Origin of the sequence: Hymenobacter coccineus (genome assembly GCF_001816125.1) — a bacterium.
Classification (GTDB): domain Bacteria; phylum Bacteroidota; class Bacteroidia; order Cytophagales; family Hymenobacteraceae; genus Hymenobacter; species Hymenobacter coccineus.
Genome location: NZ_MDZA01000344.1, coordinates 14,709 through 33,064, shown reverse-complemented (window position 1 = coordinate 33,064; position 18,356 = coordinate 14,709). Strand labels below are relative to the sequence as shown.

Sequence of the window (18,356 nt, the reverse complement as noted above, 5' to 3'; positions counted from 1 at the left end):
AGCAATGAAAGCGAAGCGTTTCATCGGCCCGTCGGTTGTGAAAATATGGTCAGCGCTTTTTTTAAAATATCGCGCTCCATTTCAGCACGGGCCAATTGGGCCCGTAACTGCTTGTTTTCCTGCGCCAGGGCTTCGCTGCCCGCTGGGCGGGCAGCTTGGGTGCGAGCCGCGCGTACCCACTTGCCCAACACGGCCTCGCTCATGCCCAGCGCCTGCGCTACGCGTGTCGTCGCCTGCCCGTCCTGCGTTACGCGGCGGACTGCCTCGGCTCGAAAGGCCGCGTCATACTTCGTTCGCGGCCGTTTGCCAGCTGGTTTATCTGCTTCCATGACAGGGGAAAGTTACTTTCTCCGTGTCCATTTTTACCCGACCACCTCACAATTACCTTAGAATTTTTAAACCGTTTATGGATGTAGCTATTGAATGGGAACTACAAACCCAGTAGTAATAAGATAATCCACTGAATTAAAGAACTACTTTTCACCATGTAATTGAATACTCAATAAGAAATCAATAAAGCGTTCGCTCGATTACCAAAACTTACGTATTGAAACAGTATCGAAAACGTGCGTCAGCATAATTCAGCGGAGAAACTTGATTTATGAAGTATTAATATTATTTATTAAATAACTTTCAATACCTATAATAAAGCAAGATTCAATACAACCATTAGGTTATTTAATTTATTTTTTTAAATACTTATCAATTTAATATCTGAACTTAAACTTTTAAAAATGTCGCGTTATTTTCTGTAATTCCGTTTGAATTTCCCTTTGCTTGTTTTCGCCAGCCAGTAAAAAGGAGTTTTTAGTGGTGTTCATTTTATCTTTCGTGAGGGTAATCTCTTGGGATAGCTGATTGATTTCAGCTTTTAGGGTAGTTAAGCGTTGGGTAAGGGTTTGCAGTTCCTGCGCTTTCTTCTGGATCAGTTCTTCCTTAGGTCGCACCTCTTTCTGGTGTTGCTGCGCGTGGGCGCTCTGAAAGGCATTTAAATCCCGACCAATCAGGTTTAGGTATTCCTGCCCAGTGGAGAGGAGCTTTTCTTTGGTGAGGCCGGTGCTTTTTAAAACGTTGTAAGCGGTCTGGTACTTGATGGCTTCGTCCTGAATGTCGTCTATGTCCAATTTGCTGTCTACGAACTCTTTGTAATCAGTTCCCTGGAATAAGGGGTTGCGGGCGTTCGCTTCGTCAATCAACCGTTCAAAGTACTGTTCGTGTTCTGGCAAAGGCCCCGTGATGGTGCCTCCAGCCGAATAGGTGGGAACATGGTCTGGAATAGTGATGGGGGTGGCGGGGCCATTGATCAACGGATGCTGGGCGTTCTCTGAGACAGAAGGTATTGCCGGGGGTAAGAAGGAAGGCGTGGCCGGCGCCGCAGCCGGGGGTAGGAAAGAAGGCGTGGCCGGCGCCGCAGTTGGAGCTGTGACCGGTGGACGCTGTTCTGCCGGTCCTTGCTCGGAATCGTTTTCAAACTCCACAAACGGAGTCAACAACTGCTTTAAGAAACTCATAAGAAGAGAACTTATTGATTGAGGCTCAGCAGGAACCCGATGGTAAAGTTTGCATCCCAGTCAAAAACAAAGGTGTCGGTGCCGGTCGCCTCTGCCAACCCTTTGTAAATAGTCAATCCAGAGGCCATTTTCTTGTCTGCTGCTTTGTACGCCGCTGGAGCCTTTAGTACGGTATATCTTTCTTCTCCTTTGCGGTGTTGCTTGGCCAGGGTGAAGGGCACCCCACCCAGGATAAAGCCTACATTCCGCTTGTTCTCCGGTATTTTAGCCACCAACGTTTTCACCTGGTTGTACACCTGCTCATCGGCGGTTCCTTTTTCATAGTACTTGGCGCCGGGCAACTCAATGGATTGCAGCCGGCCATTTTCCTGCCAGGAGATCTTGGTATTACCTGATCCAATGTCCACCAGGAAAGAATTATCGGCGAAGGCAGGCGGAACGGTGGCACCAAAGCCCATTTTGCCTTCCTGCGCGGCGGTTACATTGTTCACCACATACCCCATCTTCTTCAGTTCATTGATAATAATGGAGGTTTTAGGTACTTTCTGGGCGCCAGAGGAAATCACGAAGTGCATGTTTTTATTCGCCACGCCTTTGTCAAACATTGCTGCCAGGTATTTTTTGAGGCCCGCTCTGATGTCTTCGGTGGTGGCAAGGCCCTCATAGGCCAGTGATTCGCCAAAATCTTTGGAGACAATCTCCCAGCGTTTCTGGCGATCCATGTTGATGACGAAGGAGTTAAAGCCCGTGGCCCCTACTTCCACTACCCCCCGTAGCGTTCCATTTTCTGGTTTCTCGGGCGTGTAGTTGAATTCCCGGGCTTCCTCGGCAGTGCCGGCCGCAGGGGTACCAGGGGTAGTAGTTGAGGCAGCCGGCACATCCGTGGTATTGTCCGTGGTCCGGTTATTACCGGGCATGCTGGGCGAGGTAGTAGTGGCGGTAGCCCCGTCGGTATTGCCCCCTGTTAAACGAGGACTGAGGGCGAAATAGGCCAGTACCCCCATAATCAAAAGAACAACAATAATTCCGAGTGGCTTGATTTTCATCTTGGTAAGTGTTAGTGCGTTTTAAGGTTGTTTTCCCTCTCAACTTCTCTGTACTTTCTTGTCTTCTCAGACCGTAGCGGCGCTACTTATTGGCCATGGTAATCACCACCACCCGGCCGCCTTCTTCGGTGGATAGCAATAGTTTCTTGCCGTCGGTAATGTCTACCATGGTGTTCACGGGTATCTCTTTGTCTTCGGTGAGGTCTTTCAAAGAGGTGAGTTTTTGGTTGACAAATACCCACTTATTATGGTGGAAGGTGAAATACCCCACCGGTATCTTTTGCTCGTCCGTCAGTTTTTCATTTCTAACCACGTGCCGGTTCACGTGCCACTGGAACAGGTATTGGTTGTGGTAGACCATGAGGCGGTGATTCTCGGGGCGCCAGACGGTGGGCTTAAATTCAAAGTAAAGGTCCAGCACGGGCAGCGTTCCTTTTACCGGCGTGCCGCAAAATGGACACGTGGGCGAGGTGGTATTATCAAACACAAACCACTTCTGCTGGCATTTAGGGTTGCTGCAGGGCTGCATGAGATCGGTGGTTTTGAGCAGGGCCTGTTCCCATTGGTCCGCGTTAGGCCGCTGGTTAGGGTCGTGCAGGCCGGTTACAAAGGCCTGATCAAATAAAGCCTTCAGGTACGGGCCGGTGATGGTGTAAGGTAACTTAGCAACATCCGCCCAAGGCAGCGTCCACTTAGAGACCTGATCCATTTTAGGCTGGTTCGAATGGTCCGTTGGGTGCTCAATGAACAAGGCCTTTTCCCCCATCGACAGCAAATCGTCTTGTTCCGTGTCCAGGGAGTTGACCTTTCCTCCTTTCAGCGGATGCCGGTAGAGCAGGTACAGGTAAATCATGACCGGAAGGGCATGCAGGTCGGTGGTGCGGTTGGCGTGCTTGCGGGTAGGGTCGCGCAGTGCCAGGTGTTTGGTGGCCAGTACCTCCGGGGCAATAAAATCGGCGGTGCCGATGACATCCGGGGGGTACAAACCGGGTACTACGAGCCCGTCAATGTCAATGATGGTGGCTGATTTACTGACCGGATCAATCAACACGTTTTTATAGGATAAATCTGAATGGGCCAGACCGGCGGCGTGCAGGCGTTTCACCCCCCGGGCAATTTTCACGCAGATCTGGAAATAGCTGAGCCAGTTGCCTAACTCGCTTTCATCCAGACGCAAGGCGAACTGCGGGTGCCGGAACTTGGCCGAGGCAAACCACAAGCCTTGTTTCTCTTTTCCTTTGATGCCTTCGCTGGTGGCGTAGCCTTGCTTGAAAAAGAAGTTCTTGTTGTAGGTAGGCACCACCAAACCCACTTTCCCGTCGCTAGTTTCCACCATGTCGGTAGGCCAACAGTACAGCTCTTTGTAGTATTCGCCGCCTTCCCGGTTGAAGAAGCTATCGTAATACTGCGTCACTAGCTTCTTCAGCCGTTCCCGGGAATTGTAATCCTGTTTGTCGCGGTAAAAAGCGACCACGTACGATTTATCGGGCCCGAAATACACGTCTTTCATGCCGCCCCGCATGGGCTCGCCATTATCTACGTACTGGTAATTTTTACCAGGCGTGGTGATGGACGGCACCGACTTCACGGTTTTACCGGGCTCATTGAAAAAGGTGATGGTACTGCTTTGGCTCACAGGTTCAATTCTATAATAAAGTAAGTGCGCTGCTTTAGGTGCATTTCTGGTTGTTTTCCCGAAAAGAGCTAGAAAACAATGGCCAATGATCGGTCGTCATGGTTGCCGGGGCTCCAGAAATCCATCCATTTGGAAAGTTGCGCTGCAAGGTCTGGGTTCGTGGTGCTCAGGTCTACCGCGGCCTTACCCTCGTTCTGCCCGTTTAAATCAGCCAGAAATTCCTGCCACTTGGCAATGCTAGGCAGGTTCGCCTCCACCACGAACTTCGGGTCATAAATGCCATCCGACATCATGAACAGGTAAGAGAAATTGTCTATCAGTTTAAACCCAAAACGGGTAGCGAACTTCTCATTTTGGAAAATCTCGGGCATGGTAATAAACCGGGTTCCGCCCCCGAACTCGCCCACGTCAATCCAATTCATGAGCGTCACTTCGGTCACGTCTTTGTTCAGCACGGCAATGGGGCAGTCGCCTACGCCGAAGGAAAGCAGGGCGTACCCCACGTCGTACTTCTTGAACAGGGTGAAGATGAGCGTACTGCTCAGGTCTTTTAACGTGACCTCCTGCGCCTTGGCGAAGCTTTCCAGTTGTTTGTGCACCTGAAAAGCCGCTTTGCCCAGGGTGTTGTATACGAAACGGTTCAGGTTTTTCTGGGTGTCGGCCCCGGTTTGGCTCGCGTGCTGTTGTACCAAGTTGTCAAACTCGGCCATGCTTTCTACTGCGGCGGGGTCCAGAAAATAGTTGACCACGCCAGCGCATGCCAGAGCAGACCCTTTTCTGGCCAGTTTCGCACTCCCGGCCCCATCAGCCACCACCACCACGTTCCAGCCATTGGGCAGCTCCTTAAACGCAAAGTCATCTTCCCGGAACGAGCCCACAGTGGCGTGGGAGCGGCCGCGTTTGGAGGAGACCAACAGGTGCCGGTCGCCTATAGGAGAGAACAAGGTGACATCGTCTTCCTTCCAGTAGGGATCGTTCTTGTCGCTCTCCAGGTTTTGCCAGAGGGTTTTTGGATCTGGGTTGATGATGAGCAGAACGTCTTTTTGGTGGAATGGCGCTTCCTCCGGTTGTCCCTCCACTTTGAAGTGAACCGAAAACTTCAGGTCGCCGCTTTGGGTGGGAACCCCGGTAAGCTGGTTGTTTTCGGCGCTGTAGTTCAGTCCTAGGGTTTCAAGACCTTCTATTCGGAAGGCGATAAGGTCGTTCCAACCATATTGCTCGAAGTCAAAGGGAGCCGCATAATGCTTACCCACGGTAGCATTTGGAATACGAATGGGCTGTTGCACGATCTCAGCTATTCTGTCTTCGGTTTTCCAATTCGCCATGAGTTGATCCTGGTTTTTCTTGAGTTGGTGGAGAATGGCAAGGTTCTGTTCTTCCTGCAAAAAGCGGTCGAACAACTTCATCCGGTGCTCTGGAATGATAATGCCGTTGCTTTTGAAAAGATCAGTCACCAGTTGATTTGCATTGGCCATTCCTGCTTTTGTGCTTACTGTTTTAAATTTTTTTCTGTGTGCTCACGATTAGTCTAACCTTTTGCCGTTCCTGCTACACATTAGCCTTGAGCTACCCGATCGTTTTTTGTCGCAGAGCCTACTACTTAAGAAAACAAGGAAGAAGCTGATGAAAATATCTTCCAGCCTCTTCCTTGTCTGGTGGGGTGCTAATCGCTTAAGTAACTATATTCAACTCAGCAGGCGGCGGGGGCAGCTCTCCCATACCGGTCACTTCCTGGCCGCCGTCCTCCACCTTGGTCGAGGAAACGCCAATGGAGGCACTCACCCAGGTAAAGAACTTCGCAATACTTTGGCTGTCAGCGGTATCAAGGCTTACGACATTTTCCGTGATCAGCTTTAATAACGCAGAATCGGCGGCGCTGCCAGCGGCGCAGGCCACGGTAAAGGCGGTTTTCCGTTTTCTGAATTCTTCCAGGCCAATCTGCCAATCATCGGTGGGAATACCATCCGTCATGATGAACACCAGGGGTTTCCAGTCGCCTTTTTGCTCAGCCGTGGTTTTAGTAACCTCGTTGTCAATGCAGGTAGAAACCAACTTCAGCGCCTCGCCTAAGCTGGTAGTGCCGGTAGCCCGGATGTCCACCATCTGAAACGAAGCCAGGTCGGTTAAAGGCACCACTTGTTTTGCCTCACTATCAAAGGTGATGATGCTAATGAAGGCCGTCTCAATAGCCTGCGGATTCTGACGCAACGAACTGATCATGACCTGAACACCATTTTTAACTGCCTCAATGGGCTCTCCGGTCATGGAACCAGATGTGTCCAATAGTAAATAGACGGGTAGTCTCCTCATCGTTTTCGGTTTTGAAATGTTTTTGATAAACTCTGCAATTGTAGCGGCTTGCGTAAGACAGAAACATAAGCCAGTTCTCCTTAAGAAAATGTCTCTTACACTACACGCTTTATTTTAAGCGTCATTTTTGAAAACCAGCAATAAAACGCTGTCCTCAAAAATGGCGGTCGAAATGTTTAACGCAGGCCTTTGGGCAAGGGTTGGGAGCTTCCTTGAGGTGGTCCAATTACACTGGACAATTTAGGGCACTAAGTTGAAGGAGCTGTTGGTGAGTATGATAGGGCGTCTGATAATCGATACTCGAGTGCAGGCGCTCGTGATTATAGTAGTCAAAATAGTCGGCCACGCTGACCTGCGCTTCGGCCAGGTCGGTAAAAACGGGTCGCTCGCGGCCTTCGAGCACCTCCGTTTTGAGGCGCGCCCAGAGGCTCTCGGCCTGCGCATTATCGTAGCAGTCGCCGCGGCGGCTCTGCGAGCGTACAGCCTGGTGACCATGGAGTAGTTTACGATACCCGTTGCCACAATACTGCCCGCCGCGGTCCGAGTGCACGAGCAGGCCCGGGGTTGGCGGCTGGGCCCAAAGAGCGCGTTGCAAGGCGGTGGTAACCAGCTCTTCGGGCATGGTGGCCATTACCTGCCAGCCCACCACCTGCTTGCTAGCCATATCCTGAAAAGCGCAGAGGTAGGCCCAGTCCCCGTTAGCCAGGGGTAAGTAGGTAATATCGCTGACCCAGACCCGATTAGCTTGAATGGGCTTCGGTTGGTCCAGCAGGCGGTTGGGGGCGCAACGCAGTCCGTGGGTGGAGTCGGTGGTGCGCGGCGTAAACGCTTTGGGCTGCAGCGCGTGCAGGCCTCGGCGGCGCATCGCGGTGCGTAAACGCTGCCGCCCGACGCGGTAGCCCTTGCGGCGCAGTTCGACGCGCAGCCGCCGCGTCCCATAGCAGCGTTTATGCACCCCAAAGGCCTTGACCAGCGCCATTTCCCAAGCTGGCTCGGACTGGTTTACCACTTGTTGCTGAGCTTGTTGCCAGGCGTAGTAGCCGCTGGCCGGGACCTGCACCAACTGGCAGAGCAGGCGGACGCAGTAGTGGCCCCGTTGTGCCTTGATAAAGCGGTAACGGCTCATTGGTCCGGTGTCTGCGAGAAGATAGCGATGGCTTTTTTTAAAATTTCCAACTCCTGGGCCTGCCGCCGATTGGCGGCGCGCAGTTGGCGCAACTCCGCCGCCGTGGCCGGGTCCAACTCCGCTCCCTGCGCCGCCGCCACCGGGGTAAGCGCTTCCTTTTGCCACTTGTAAATGCGTTTGGGGTCGATATTGAGGGCGCGGGCCGCGGCTTGGGTCGAGCGGCTTTCAGCGGCTAGGCGCAGGGCCTCGGCCCGGAAGGCGGCATCGTAGCGCCGACGTTTGGCAGGTGGGGGACTGTCTTTCATGACGTGCGAAAGTTAAGACCCTATTCTGTCCAGATTTACCCGACCACCTCAAACAGTGGCACTGTGAACAGGCTCCGTTGAGGCAAAGGAGCGGAATAGATTAGACGTTTTCGGCGTGGTTTGGGGGCGGTGCTGACCCGTCCCAAATGGCGTACCCCCCGCCGCTCTGGGCAATGAGCAAGTACCCGCTGGGCTCATCCAAGGGCGTCCGGCTGCCCAGCTGCCAGGGTTCGTATCCATCCAACGAGGTGCCGGCAAATCGGAGTTGCACCCCGTTATCGAAGTCAAGAAACAGATTGGCTTCGTCGTCGCAAGCCACCCGGGTCACGTTTCGCAGGTTAACCCGGTTGAAGACCAGGAGCAGTCGTTCGTCAGCCGTGAGCCCAAGGGCCTCGTCGAAGCCGACATTTGAGGTCATGTCCGTGTCAATGGACAGCACATGGTCCTCGGGCCCGTCGTCGCGAAACTCCAGAAAGTGAATCTGGTGGGAAAGGCCAAAGCTTTCGACGGCCGAGCGAGCGAGCGCCCGTTGAAGCAAAAGATTGGCGGCAGTGGTATCGGGGTGCATGGACAGGGGCACTTGGGAAGGCAAGTAATAACGCTTCTCCTTGTGTTTAGGAAAACGGTCCGATATACCAAAAGGAGTGTTTTGCCGGGCTTGGGGGTTGGGGAGCCAACGTGGCCCCACCGCTTCCGTAAACCGGGGTGGCGGCGCGGAGTGCGGCGCCCCGCTTCCCTTCTGCCCGCCCTGATGCATAGAACCCTGGAATTGACCGTGCCGCCGGCGGCCACGGACACGCTGAGCGAACAATTAAAGAACGTAGAAGACGTCATCGGCCTGAGCGTGTCGCGCGGGGCCTCGCTGAAGCCGGCGGGCGACGTGTTGACCGTGCACGTGCTCAACAAGGGGGCCGACGAGGTGCTGCGGCGGGCCCTGGCTGCCGTCGGCGACCCCCGGCTGCTGAGCGTGGTCACCAGCGAAGCGAACAGCTTCATCGCCCCCGCCGCGCACGACGTGGTGGACGACGACCGGGACGAGGCCATTTGGGAAGAAATGGAAAGCGGGCTGCGTCACCAGGGGCGCATCACGGCCAATTACTTGCTGTTGATGGGGCTCGGCGGCATCGTGGCCGCCATCGGCCTGGTGTCGGAACCCGTGCCGCAGGCCGTGGCCTTTGTGGCGTCGGCCGTCATTGCCCCGGGCTTCGACCCCATGACCAAAGTGCCGCTGGGCTTGGTGCTCGGGCACCGCAGGCTGGTGTGGGAGGGCGTCAAATCGGCCGTGGCGGGCTACGCCGTGCTCGTGGCGCTGGCGGCCGTGACCACGGGGGCGCTGGTGGCGGCGGGCGAAACGAGTGCGGGCGCCTTGGCCGCGAACGGGGAAGTGGCGCACCTGGCGCACCCGAAGCTGATGGAATTGCTGTTGGCCGCGGCCGGGGCCCTGGCCGGGGTGGTCACCTTGGCGGCTTTCCGGCGCAGCTTCCAGGCGGGGCCGCTCATTGCCATGGCGTTCATTCCGGCCGCCGCCCTGATGGGCGCCGGGCTGGCGGTGGGCCGCTGGGACCTGGCCGGAGAGGGCCTGGAACGGTTTGGCGCGGATTGGGGCTTCATTCTGGCCTTGGGCATGCCGTTCTTGTGGCTCAAGCAACGCTTTGTTCACCGGCGAAAGCCGTTGGTGTAGCCGACCCGGCGTGCGGAGCCGGGCAACCGGGAATACCCCCTCGCGGAAAGCCCCCGGGCTGTTCACGAAAAGGGTAGGTCGGTGAACACGGCCCGTTCAAAAATAGGAGCCAATTAGTAAACGGGGAATATTAGCTGTTGCTTTCCAGACCTTTAGTCAGAATCACCCCTTCTGGCCTCTTACTCACATCGACAAGAAACGCGTCTAAATAGTTGGGATTAAACCACGTATCCCACGGCCGCAGTGCATAATAAGCATCCAGAAAATCCTCTACTAGGCCCGCGTCATAATGCTTTGCCCCGACCCACCCGTTGTGGCGGAATTGCTCGTTGGGGTAGCGCTCTATGGGAACGGAAACGGGCTTGTTGCCAACAGTCTTCCACACGCCGTAATCGAGTTGTTCGCGCGAACTGGTGATGAGCGAAATTAAGTGGGCAGATGTGCACACCGCCGCCAAATCAATTGCCTCTAGTGTCGGAAATACTTCACTGTACAGGGCAATGCGCACTTGATTGACCATCATCAGGTCGAGCACTTGGCCCATAGCGAAATTGCCGTTGGCAAGTGGGACCGCAAACACGTCCCCGGTCCCCCACTTAATTTTTCTTTTCGGCATGGCTAAAGCGTAACGAAGCAGGTTCAGTCAAACGGTCCAAAACTCGGTCCTTCTCCCAAAGGAGCCATTAAATGAAAGAGGCGCAAGTACTGCCGCGCCGTACTTTGGTTTTTCACCCGTCGCTTCTGCGCAAATGATTGAATTCAACGGATGGGTTCGCTTGGCCCTCTCGACCGATGGCGAAGGCGAAGACCACGTCACGGGGGCCGTACAAGGCGTGTTGCCGTTCGTCGACACGGTGCGAGGCCACGATACGTTTCCCCTTATCCAAGCGCGCAATGGGTCCTACTACCTGCACGTGGCCGGCAATGCCAACCACCAGGGCGAGGACTGGACCGAAACCGAGCAGCTGCTGCACAAGGTGGCACGCCGATTCCCCGGAGCTTACGGGGTGGTGTACCTGCGGGACGACGAAGACTCACAGGGCAACAACAACGCGTTTGTGGTATACGCTGTGCGGCGCGGCGTCGTGGAGTGTTTACCCGACCCGTTTTTGTCCCCCTGCAATCCCGTCATTGAGGAATAACGGGCTATTCTAACCGCTCAATTGGGTTCAGTCAAACGGTCCAGAAAGCATACGGAGGGGATTTTCGTTTTCCTGGTTACTCACTCAATATGCGGTGCAGCTCCAGATTCAGGTAGTAGTGATGGCCGGCAATAACCTTCTTGCCTAGCACCCCCATGTCCACCAACTGATTGAGGTACTTACGGGCCGTGTTCTCCACGTACATCCGGGCATCCGTCAGGTGCTTTACTTTGGTGAACGGTTGGGTAAAGAGGCTGTTGACCAGCTGCTCGGGGCGCTCGATCGCCGTGTCCGCGACGATCGCCTGCAGAATGGCGTCTTTGGCGGCCACCAGGTCGTTGATTTTGTCATACGTCAGGTTGGCCGTCGTTTCCACCGCCCGCAGCATGTACAAAATCCAGGATTTCCAGTCCCCCCGCTGCGATACGCCGCTCAACAAGGCGTAGTAGTCCGCCTTGTGGTCCATGATGTAGCGGCTCAGGAACAGAATCGGATAATCCAGCAAGCCTTTCTGGGTCAGGTAGTGGATGTTGAACACCCGGCCCGTGCGGCCGTTGCCGTCGCGAAACGGGTGAATGGCTTCGAATTGAAAATGGCCAATGGCCATCTTCAGCACCGGGTCCAGGGGGTAGCGCGCGTCGTCGTTCAGGAAGTCGAGCAGATTGGCCAGCTTCGCTTCCAGGATGCCCGCCCCCCGGGGCGGCGTGTAAGCGGCCTTGCCGGCATTGGGCCCGGAACCGCCTTGTTTGAGGTAGACCTGCGCCAACGGCGGTCGGATGCCGTCCGTGGCCTGCGTGATTTGCCGGTACATCTGCGGGAAGTACTCCAGGTCAAAGGCCGGGCGCTCCTGCAGGTACGCGTGCCCGTGCCACAACGCCTCGCGGTAGCGCAACACTTCCTTGGGAGCGCCCGCAATCGTCGCCGTGGCCTGCTCGCTGTAGGCTTTGTAGAGTTCGTCGTCGGTGGTGAAGATGTTTTCGATGGCGCTGGAGGCTTTGGCTTCCTGCAGGCTGATGCTATTCACGAGCAAGCCTTGGTTGGGAATGACCGCGCTCCGGCCCTGCAGCCGGCCCAGCGCGGCGCGGGCCTTGACCAATTGGCTCAGAATTTCAACCGTTTCGACGAGCTCCGCCGCCAGGGGCAATTCCGGCAGCGCATTCCACGGCTGGTTGCGGTCCGGGTTAATGGGATAGCTCATCTACGCGTATTGGAGAGTCAAGTGGATTTGCAGGCACAAACCTACAGGTTTCGGGGCAGACATTATCAACGGTTGCTTTTTAATGTTTGCTCCGCTTTAGGCCTCATCAAGTACCTATCCTGGCAGACCAGACACTAATACAACGGGGCTTTTAATGTTTGTGGCTAGTTAGGCCTCATCACGTTTAAAGAAACGAGCGTTATAACTTAACGCTTTGTGTACTTATCTCGGATGCGATACAGCAGGTAAACAATGCCGGTAGGCAAGGCAAAAAAGCCGGCCACGGCGACCATTAGCGCCAGCAAGCCGAGCAAATTCCCGTCAAATGGCCCCGGTCCTGCGGCGTACGCCTTTGGAGGTAGGCCCAGGAGGACTACGGCCAGCAGACGTACCGAGCGATAACGTAGCAGCAAGGAACGGCACATGGACTGAAGGGGTAAGGACGTTTGAGGGTTTACAATAAGGGTGGGAGCGTGAACCCTAGCGCATGACCGCCGCTGCGCTTCGGCTCCGGACCTGCCAGTGCTTGCTTCGTGCAGGGCCCCGCGCCCCGCAGGCGGGCGTTTGACCCGGTTACAACGGCGCCGGCAAGTAGGGCCACGCGAAATAGAGCACCGCCCCTTGCAGCAGCGTCAGCCCCAGGGTAACGCCCCAGAAAGCGGCTTTGCGGGTTTTGTGGCGCAGCAGTCCCATCGCCGCCCACGCGCCGGGCGCCGCGCCGGGCAGCGTCGCCAGGTGCAGCGTTTTTTCGGCCAAGCGCCGCTGACCGCGTCGGGCGTTGCGTTTGTCCCAGGCGAAGAGCAGGAAGCACAGCAGGTTGAAAAACAACAGGCAACTCCAGCGTAGGGTCATGGGGCGAGCGGCGGGCCGTTCGGAGTAGGCGGTGCTGGGTGTCGGCCCGGGGTGGTCGCGGCACGGGCCGGCACCGGTGGGGCGGGTTCAAAAAGGGGCAAGGAAAACGCGCTACCAGCGGTTTGGGAAACGAAGGTTGCACCCGCGGGGCCGCAAGTTATGGAGCTGCGTTCAAGGAAACGGTGGCAAGGTAAACGCGCGCTGTTCAGTTGAAGGAGGGAGTAGCTAGCCGATGCACAAGTCTGATTAATAGGAGGTGACGCGGTATATTCGTTTTCCACACCGGTTCCCTTGCGCGCCCTCTTTTCATTGTTCGCCATGCGCCTTTCCCCTACCTGCCGGCTGCTTGCCAGCGCTTTCTTCCTGCTGCTGCCCGCCTGGCTGCGGGCCCAAAATCCGGCGCGCGTGCCGTGGGCCTGGGTGGAGCCTGCGCCCAGCCCGGCCGGAAGCAGCGGCTTTGGCGTGGCCACCGACGCGGCGGGCAACGTGTACGTGACCGGGTATTTTCGCCAGGCGCTCACCATCGGGAGCACGACGCTCACGGCCGATTCGACCGATGCCTTTTTGGCCAAATACACGGCCCAGGGCGCGCCCGTGTGGGCCCGGCGGTTGGGCAGCACGGGGCAGGGCGTGGGGTACGACGTGGCGGCCGATGCGGCCGGCAACTGCTACGTGGCCGGGGCGTTCCGCGGCACCGTGGCCTTAAACGCGGCCACCACGCTCGTCAGCCAAAGCGACGCCGACGAATTCCTGGTCAAGTTCGACCCGCAGGGCGCGCCCGTCTGGGGGCAGCGCTCCAGCGACCTGGCCCCCCTCTTGCGCGGCCAGGGCCCTCCCCTGCTGACGTTCCCGCTGAGTCCGTACCTGAACGTGCGCCTGGCCGTGGACGGGCAAGGCAACCTGTACTCGGCGGGGCGTTTTCGGGGCACGACGACGCGCGGGACGCTCGCGTTCACGGCGCAAGGGCCGGCTTACGCTTTTGACGCGCTGGTCACCAAGTACACCCCCCAAGGCCAGGTGCTCTGGGCGCGCCAGGGTGGAGGCACTGGCAGCGACTACGCCGGCGACGTGGCCGTGGACGCGGCGGGCAACGTGCTCGTGGTGGGGGGCTACAACGACGCCGCCACGTTCGGCGCGGTGACGTTTCCCTCGGCCGGCGCGTCGCCGGCGAGCTACCACAACCTCTTCCTGCTCAAGTACGACGCCCAAGGTGCCGTGGTCTGGGGCCGTCCGGTGGCGGCGGCCTCGTCCGGGAACTACGCCCTGATGCGGGGCGTGGGGGTGGACGCGGCGGGCAACGCCTACGTGCTGGGGGACTTCTTGCCCACCCTGACGCTGGGCGCGACGACCTTTTCGCTGCCGGTGGCCAGTTCGGCGCACGTGTTCCTGGCCAAGTACGACCCACAGGGCACCGTGGCGTGGGCCCGCATGGCCGGCAGCACGCCGCCCAACACGGGGTGGGTCTCCAACGGGCTGGGGTTGGCCGTGCACCCCGACGGTACGACAACGGTGACTGGGCCGTTTGACACGGCCATCTCGTTTGGGGCCCTGACGCTGACCACGACGGGGGCTTACAACCAGATATACGCGGCCCGCTACTCCACGCAGGGCGCCCTGCTGTGGGCCGCGCGGGCCGGCGGGGGCGTGCGCGCACCAACTTATTCGGGTAACCAGAACGCCGGCTACGGGGTCGCCCTCGACCCCGACGGGTCGGCCTACCTGACCGGCATGTACGGCGGGCGGGCCGACTTTGGGCCTTTTTGGCTCGACAGCACGGCCACGGCCCGGCCGACCGCATACGTCGCCAAAATTGGGGCAGCCAGGGCCCTGGCTACGCGGGGCGCGCAACGCTTCGCCGAGGCGTTGACCGTGGCGCCCACCCCCGCCGCCGGGGGGGGCACGGTTTCGGTGCGCTGGGCCGAAGCGCCGACGGCTCCGGCCGAGTTGCGGGTGGTCAACGCGCTGGGCCAACTCGTGCTGCGGCGCTCCCTGGCACGCGGCACGCAGGCGGTGGACCTGTCGACAGCCGGCTGGCGGGCGGGCTGGTACCGGGTGCAGTTGGTGGGGGACGGCGGCTCGCGCGGCGGCCCCCTGCTGGTGGTGCCCTAAGCAGGAAAAGCAGATGGCACAGGGGCGAGCTGCGTCCGGGACCACCGGCCCGCCGAATCCACTCCGTGCCAAGACCAAGGTTCAGATGAAGGAGCGTAATTATGCGCTTTGAATAAATCTTTATCAATGCCGACACTTGTCCTGTGGTTGTTCTGGCTGTTGAGCGGCTGCCATGGACTGCAGGCGCCTAGTGCCACCGCGCAGGCCGGCGGGCACTTGCGTGCTCTAGGCGATAGTCGGGTTCTTTCTTTTCGCCGCACCGCCGTCATGGACACAGTCACTGCCATCCTTGAGGGCAAGGCGGTGAATTTGTGTGACCAACACCCCAGTCCGGTGACGGTGCAGCTCGTTAGCGCCACGGCCTCCTACCAAGCGGTTGCCGCCCCGGCGGGTACTTTCCGCTTCTTCCACATTCCGGCGGGCAACTACGCCCTCACCGCGACGCATCCTGCTTGCCGTCCGCTGGCGCCCTCCCCCATTAAGCTGGGCTCCGGCGACATCGCGGACGTGAAGCTCGGGATGCGATGCAGGTAAGCCCTAGCACGGAACATCAGCGACTCTACCTAAACGGTCCTGCCCTAAACGCGCTCCGTTTACCTAAAGGAGGGATTTGGTATCCATATTAGGCAAAGGTAGCACATGCATATGTGTTAATGTGTCTTCAACCGGTCTGCTGCCGAATTAGAGCGTGTTTAGGAATCTAATCGGTTCAGAGTCATTGTTAAGTTGGCGGGTAAGAGCCAGGCTACGTGGCTAGCCGGGGTGCGTTCGTAGTCCACGGCCAACCGGCGAAAGGCGCTGAGCCAGGCGAAGGTGCGCTCGACCACCCAGCGTTTAGCGACCGGCACGAAGCCGCGGGTGGCGGAAGGTGGTCGACTAGCCACTTGGTGTTGCCAGCCCAGGGCTTGGACCTGCTGGGCAAATCGACCTTGATACGCGCTGTCTGTCAGCACGGTACGCAGCCGACTTGCCCAAGCCGGTCGCAAGGCTGTCTGCGGAGGCAGCAAGACGTGGGCCGCCCGGCTATCATGCCTGCTGGCGGCGTGCACGGCCGCTTGCCAGATGCGCCCACCTGTGTCACAGAGTACTTGGCGCTTGCGCCCGTTGATGCGTTTGTGGGCGTCGAGGCCGCGCTGCTGGCTTAGGCGCGGCGCCAGTCTGACGCTTTGTGCATCGACCAGGGCCAGCGACGGAGTTGGTCGGCGACCTTGTTCCAGCCGGTCGGCGCGGTTGCTGGCCTGGCTGAGGCGGGCCAGCGTGCCGTCGGCCCGCCACCGGGCAAAGCAGTAATACACCGCCGGCCAGGGTGGAAAACAGGCGGGCAAACAGCGCCATTGACAACCGGTTCGACAGATATAGCGCATAGCGTCAAGTATTTGCCGCAAACAATGGCGGCGTTTGCGCTGAATAGGTAGCAAGTGGACAATAACTTGCCACTGCGAGTCAGTAAGGGGTTGATGACTGTCAACCATAATGCGAGCCGGAGCCTAGAAACTCCATTCGCAACTTACTGGCTCGTTTCTTTTTGCCTTCTAATTCCCAAACACACTCTTAGTTCTAGTAGCTCATCGCTAGCCGATACATGGGCCTTTGTTGGAGTATTTGGTGCTGACGGATAGCATTTTGCGCGTCAGTAGCTTGTACACAATCAGTGCTCAATTGGGTTAGGTCAACAAGGTGAGGCCATCTAGTAAGTATCGCGTACTCTTCTCGCTTTTACGTGTTGATTAGTAGCCCTCTGCGCTGCACGAATAAACAATCGTATGTAAAGACCCTAAAGCCCTGGTTTGGGAGCTGGCTAAGACCTTATACTATCCAGATTTACCCGACTACCTCACTACTGATAGGTAAACTGCTTTTGCTTATCATTACTTACCTGGCCCCCCCTTCAGGGATGCTCAGGCAAGTTGCCTCGCTGCAAACCTCATTTGAATTACTAGGCTAGGCTCCAGCTTTGACAAGCCTTTTAAGAAGAAGCCGACACTTCACCCAGCCATCCCCGTTTTTGAGCTGAGTGGGCACAAGGCCCTAGGCGTGCAGCTTGAGCCCGTCCAGCGCTTTACTTAACAGCTTGGCCTCGCCGTACAGCACCAGGCCCACCAGCGGTTGGTCCTCGTCGGCAAAGCGGGCGATGGCGGCTACATTTTCTGCTTCGCCTTTGGTGGCAAATAAGGGCTCGGTGTAGATGCCCACGTGCACCCCGCGCTCCTTGGCGCGGCGGAAAGCGCGGTGTAATTCCTGCGGCTGCCCGGCCTGGTACACCAGCACCGGCTGCCGCAAGAATGGCAGGTACGGGGCACCGGTGTTATTGAGCAGCACCTGGCCGTGCGTCGCCGGAAATTGAATGGCGACGGCGCTGGCCAGGAACGCGGCTACATTTCGCTTCTGCCACGTGGGCAGGTCGGCTAGGAGCACCAGCGCTATTTTGGTGTCGTATAACATGGGAAAGGCAAGGGGGCAGGCGAGCGATGATGGGGGCTAGTGCAGAACCAATTCCATCTGCACGTTGGCGCGGGCGTACGGGGAAGGGATGGCTTGCGGCAGGTGCTGGAAACCCAGCTTGTGGTAGAGGCCCAGGGCGGCGGTTAGCTTGGTATTACTCTCCAAGTACACGCGCCGGGCCCCCAGCGCGCGGGCCCGCTGCACGGCGGCCTCCCCCAGCCGCTGGCCAATGCGGCGGCCTTGCACGGCGGGCGAAACGGCCATTTTGGCTAGCTCGTAGCTGTGCTCATCCTGCTTGAGCAGCGCGCAGGCGCCCACTACTTGGCCCCCCATTTCGGCCAACAGGATGCAGCCACCGGGGGTTAAAATGTAGTGCTCCGGCTGGTCCAGGGCCTTGAGGTCCGCCGGTTCCAGGGCGAAATGCCGTTCTATCCAGTCCACGTTGAGGGCCCGAAACGCCGGCTGGTCGCCGGCCCGAAAGTCGCGCACCACCACGGGGGCACCTTCCCGCGCCGCCCGCGTCACCGCCACGCGCGCCCGCAGGGGCTGGCGGCGGAGCTGCTCCTCCAACGCCGTTAACGCCTGCCACAGGCCGGGACTGCCTTCGGAGACGAGTACTTGCATGACGCGGCCGACGTCCTCCGTTTGAACCCGCAGGGACGGGAGCACCTCGTGCCCGGCCGGCGTCAGCTGCAGCCGGCGGCGGCGCTGGTCCTGAGCGTCCACTGCCATGACCAGCAGGCCCTGGCGCACCAGCTCTTTCACAATCTGGCTAACGGAGGCGTGCGTGTGCCCAATCTGCTCGACGATTTCCTGGCTGGTGATGCCGGGTTGCTGCGCGACCAGGTAAAAGACGGGGTACCAGCGGGGCTGAAAGCTTAGGCCGTAGTCGGCATAAATGCCCGCGGCTTCCCCCGTGAGGTGCTCGCTTAGTCGTCGGAGCCGGCTGCCCAGCGCCACCGGACCCAATTGCTGCAAAAAATCCATTGCGCTAAATT

General features: G+C 58.0%; 20 protein-coding genes. 4 read left to right on the top strand and 16 right to left on the bottom strand.

Annotation, left to right across the window (positions count from 1 at the left end; all coding sequences use genetic code 11):
• Positions 1 to 20: 20 nt before the first annotated feature.
• The 9 genes from BEN49_RS17270 to BEN49_RS17230 form a co-directional block, all read right to left on the bottom strand.
• Positions 21 to 329 carry a transposase gene (locus BEN49_RS17270; RefSeq protein WP_070745599.1) on the bottom strand — a complete coding sequence of 103 codons (309 nt, stop codon included), beginning with the start codon at positions 327 to 329 and terminating at the stop codon, positions 21 to 23.
• Positions 330 to 728: 399 nt separating this feature from the next.
• Entirely contained in the window at positions 729 to 1,511 is a 783-nt protein-coding gene (locus BEN49_RS27115) for a hypothetical protein (RefSeq protein WP_125916976.1), read from the bottom strand.
• Positions 1,512 to 1,522: 11 nt separating this feature from the next.
• The gene (locus BEN49_RS17260; protein WP_070745595.1) at positions 1,523 to 2,557 is read right to left on the bottom strand and encodes a hypothetical protein; all 1,035 of its coding nucleotides are present in this window, start codon (positions 2,555 to 2,557) and stop codon (positions 1,523 to 1,525) included.
• An 82-nt stretch (positions 2,558 to 2,639) separates the two neighbouring features.
• Complete coding sequence (locus BEN49_RS17255; RefSeq protein ID WP_204376145.1) at positions 2,640 to 4,193, bottom strand: helix-hairpin-helix domain-containing protein; 1,554 nt, start codon at positions 4,191 to 4,193, stop codon at positions 2,640 to 2,642.
• Positions 4,194 to 4,261: 68 nt separating this feature from the next.
• The gene (locus tag BEN49_RS17250; RefSeq protein ID WP_204376144.1) at positions 4,262 to 5,647 is read right to left on the bottom strand and encodes a PP2C family serine/threonine-protein phosphatase; all 1,386 of its coding nucleotides are present in this window, start codon (positions 5,645 to 5,647) and stop codon (positions 4,262 to 4,264) included.
• Between the two features lie 217 nt (positions 5,648 to 5,864).
• Positions 5,865 to 6,503 carry a vWA domain-containing protein gene (locus BEN49_RS17245; RefSeq protein ID WP_070745590.1) on the bottom strand — a complete coding sequence of 213 codons (639 nt, stop codon included), beginning with the start codon at positions 6,501 to 6,503 and terminating at the stop codon, positions 5,865 to 5,867.
• A gap of 226 nt (positions 6,504 to 6,729) precedes the next feature.
• Positions 6,730 to 7,629: an IS3 family transposase gene (locus BEN49_RS17240; protein WP_070745587.1), complete on the bottom strand. Its 900-nt coding sequence runs from the start codon at positions 7,627 to 7,629 to the stop codon at positions 6,730 to 6,732.
• Complete coding sequence (locus tag BEN49_RS17235; RefSeq protein ID WP_070745585.1) at positions 7,626 to 7,934, bottom strand: transposase; 309 nt, start codon at positions 7,932 to 7,934, stop codon at positions 7,626 to 7,628. The genes BEN49_RS17240 and BEN49_RS17235 overlap by 4 nt, the downstream gene beginning before the upstream one ends.
• A 100-nt stretch (positions 7,935 to 8,034) precedes the next feature.
• Positions 8,035 to 8,502, bottom strand: a complete 468-nt coding sequence (locus BEN49_RS17230) for a hypothetical protein (RefSeq protein ID WP_070745583.1) — start codon at positions 8,500 to 8,502, stop codon at positions 8,035 to 8,037.
• A 183-nt stretch (positions 8,503 to 8,685) separates the two neighbouring features.
• Here BEN49_RS17230 and BEN49_RS17225 point away from each other — a divergent pair, with 183 nt between their 5' ends.
• A complete protein-coding gene (locus tag BEN49_RS17225; protein ID WP_158022986.1) occupies positions 8,686 to 9,615 on the top strand; it encodes a DUF389 domain-containing protein in 930 nt (309 codons plus the stop codon).
• A gap of 130 nt (positions 9,616 to 9,745) precedes the next feature.
• On the opposite strand, the gene BEN49_RS17220 is transcribed toward BEN49_RS17225, so the two are convergent.
• A complete protein-coding gene (locus tag BEN49_RS17220; protein ID WP_070745578.1) occupies positions 9,746 to 10,231 on the bottom strand; it encodes an Imm26 family immunity protein in 486 nt (161 codons plus the stop codon).
• 133 nt (positions 10,232 to 10,364) lie between these two features.
• Here BEN49_RS17220 and BEN49_RS17215 point away from each other — a divergent pair, with 133 nt between their 5' ends.
• Positions 10,365 to 10,757: an Imm7 family immunity protein gene (locus BEN49_RS17215; protein ID WP_070745576.1), complete on the top strand. Its 393-nt coding sequence runs from the start codon at positions 10,365 to 10,367 to the stop codon at positions 10,755 to 10,757.
• A gap of 76 nt (positions 10,758 to 10,833) precedes the next feature.
• Here the strand turns inward: BEN49_RS17215 and BEN49_RS17210 are convergent, their stop codons facing one another.
• From BEN49_RS17210 to BEN49_RS17205, 3 genes are all read right to left on the bottom strand, one after another.
• The gene (locus tag BEN49_RS17210) at positions 10,834 to 11,955 is read right to left on the bottom strand and encodes a Fic family protein (protein ID WP_070745575.1); all 1,122 of its coding nucleotides are present in this window, start codon (positions 11,953 to 11,955) and stop codon (positions 10,834 to 10,836) included.
• Between the two features lie 206 nt (positions 11,956 to 12,161).
• Positions 12,162 to 12,380 carry a hypothetical protein gene (locus BEN49_RS27110; protein WP_125916972.1) on the bottom strand — a complete coding sequence of 73 codons (219 nt, stop codon included), beginning with the start codon at positions 12,378 to 12,380 and terminating at the stop codon, positions 12,162 to 12,164.
• Between the two features lie 148 nt (positions 12,381 to 12,528).
• A complete protein-coding gene (locus BEN49_RS17205; RefSeq protein WP_070745573.1) occupies positions 12,529 to 12,807 on the bottom strand; it encodes a DUF1294 domain-containing protein in 279 nt (92 codons plus the stop codon).
• Positions 12,808 to 13,125: 318 nt separating this feature from the next.
• Here BEN49_RS17205 and BEN49_RS17200 point away from each other — a divergent pair, with 318 nt between their 5' ends.
• Together BEN49_RS17200 and BEN49_RS17195 are read left to right on the top strand one after the other, a co-directional pair.
• Complete coding sequence (locus BEN49_RS17200) at positions 13,126 to 14,916, top strand: NHL repeat-containing protein (RefSeq protein ID WP_125916970.1); 1,791 nt, start codon at positions 13,126 to 13,128, stop codon at positions 14,914 to 14,916.
• Positions 14,917 to 15,183: 267 nt separating this feature from the next.
• A complete protein-coding gene (locus BEN49_RS17195; RefSeq protein WP_125916968.1) occupies positions 15,184 to 15,450 on the top strand; it encodes a carboxypeptidase-like regulatory domain-containing protein in 267 nt (88 codons plus the stop codon).
• A gap of 158 nt (positions 15,451 to 15,608) precedes the next feature.
• Here BEN49_RS17195 and BEN49_RS17190 read toward each other — a convergent pair whose 3' ends face one another.
• The 3 genes from BEN49_RS17190 to BEN49_RS17180 all read right to left on the bottom strand — a co-directional run bounded on the left by BEN49_RS17190 (position 15,609) and on the right by BEN49_RS17180 (position 18,345).
• On the bottom strand, positions 15,609 to 16,388 hold the full coding sequence (locus BEN49_RS17190; RefSeq protein ID WP_070745567.1) for an IS5 family transposase: 780 nt from the start codon (positions 16,386 to 16,388) through the stop codon (positions 15,609 to 15,611).
• Between the two features lie 556 nt (positions 16,389 to 16,944).
• Complete coding sequence (locus tag BEN49_RS17185) at positions 16,945 to 17,358, bottom strand: DUF2000 family protein (RefSeq protein ID WP_070745565.1); 414 nt, start codon at positions 17,356 to 17,358, stop codon at positions 16,945 to 16,947.
• Positions 17,359 to 17,394: 36 nt separating this feature from the next.
• On the bottom strand, positions 17,395 to 18,345 hold the full coding sequence (locus BEN49_RS17180; RefSeq protein ID WP_070745563.1) for a bifunctional helix-turn-helix transcriptional regulator/GNAT family N-acetyltransferase: 951 nt from the start codon (positions 18,343 to 18,345) through the stop codon (positions 17,395 to 17,397).
• Positions 18,346 to 18,356: the final 11 nt, after the last annotated feature.

Coding starts and splice junctions, on each gene's coding strand:
- BEN49_RS17205 (WP_070745573.1), bottom strand. CDS start 12,807: ATGACCCTACGCTGGAGTTGCCTGTTGTTTTTCAACCTGCTGTGCTTC.
- BEN49_RS17240 (WP_070745587.1), bottom strand. CDS start 7,629: ATGAGCCGTTACCGCTTTATCAAGGCACAACGGGGCCACTACTGCGTC.
- BEN49_RS17195 (WP_125916968.1), top strand. CDS start 15,184: ATGGACACAGTCACTGCCATCCTTGAGGGCAAGGCGGTGAATTTGTGT.
- BEN49_RS17220 (WP_070745578.1), bottom strand. CDS start 10,231: ATGCCGAAAAGAAAAATTAAGTGGGGGACCGGGGACGTGTTTGCGGTC.
- BEN49_RS17180 (WP_070745563.1), bottom strand. CDS start 18,345: ATGGATTTTTTGCAGCAATTGGGTCCGGTGGCGCTGGGCAGCCGGCTC.
- BEN49_RS17230 (WP_070745583.1), bottom strand. CDS start 8,502: ATGCACCCCGATACCACTGCCGCCAATCTTTTGCTTCAACGGGCGCTC.
- BEN49_RS27110 (WP_125916972.1), bottom strand. CDS start 12,380: ATGTGCCGTTCCTTGCTGCTACGTTATCGCTCGGTACGTCTGCTGGCC.
- BEN49_RS17210 (WP_070745575.1), bottom strand. CDS start 11,955: ATGAGCTATCCCATTAACCCGGACCGCAACCAGCCGTGGAATGCGCTG.
- BEN49_RS17260 (WP_070745595.1), bottom strand. CDS start 2,557: ATGAAAATCAAGCCACTCGGAATTATTGTTGTTCTTTTGATTATGGGG.
- BEN49_RS17270 (WP_070745599.1), bottom strand. CDS start 329: ATGGAAGCAGATAAACCAGCTGGCAAACGGCCGCGAACGAAGTATGAC.
- BEN49_RS17185 (WP_070745565.1), bottom strand. CDS start 17,358: ATGTTATACGACACCAAAATAGCGCTGGTGCTCCTAGCCGACCTGCCC.
- BEN49_RS17200 (WP_125916970.1), top strand. CDS start 13,126: ATGCGCCTTTCCCCTACCTGCCGGCTGCTTGCCAGCGCTTTCTTCCTG.
- BEN49_RS17215 (WP_070745576.1), top strand. CDS start 10,365: ATGATTGAATTCAACGGATGGGTTCGCTTGGCCCTCTCGACCGATGGC.
- BEN49_RS17190 (WP_070745567.1), bottom strand. CDS start 16,388: ATGGTTGACAGTCATCAACCCCTTACTGACTCGCAGTGGCAAGTTATT.
- BEN49_RS17225 (WP_158022986.1), top strand. CDS start 8,686: ATGCATAGAACCCTGGAATTGACCGTGCCGCCGGCGGCCACGGACACG.
- BEN49_RS17245 (WP_070745590.1), bottom strand. CDS start 6,503: ATGAGGAGACTACCCGTCTATTTACTATTGGACACATCTGGTTCCATG.
- BEN49_RS17235 (WP_070745585.1), bottom strand. CDS start 7,934: ATGAAAGACAGTCCCCCACCTGCCAAACGTCGGCGCTACGATGCCGCC.
- BEN49_RS27115 (WP_125916976.1), bottom strand. CDS start 1,511: ATGAGTTTCTTAAAGCAGTTGTTGACTCCGTTTGTGGAGTTTGAAAAC.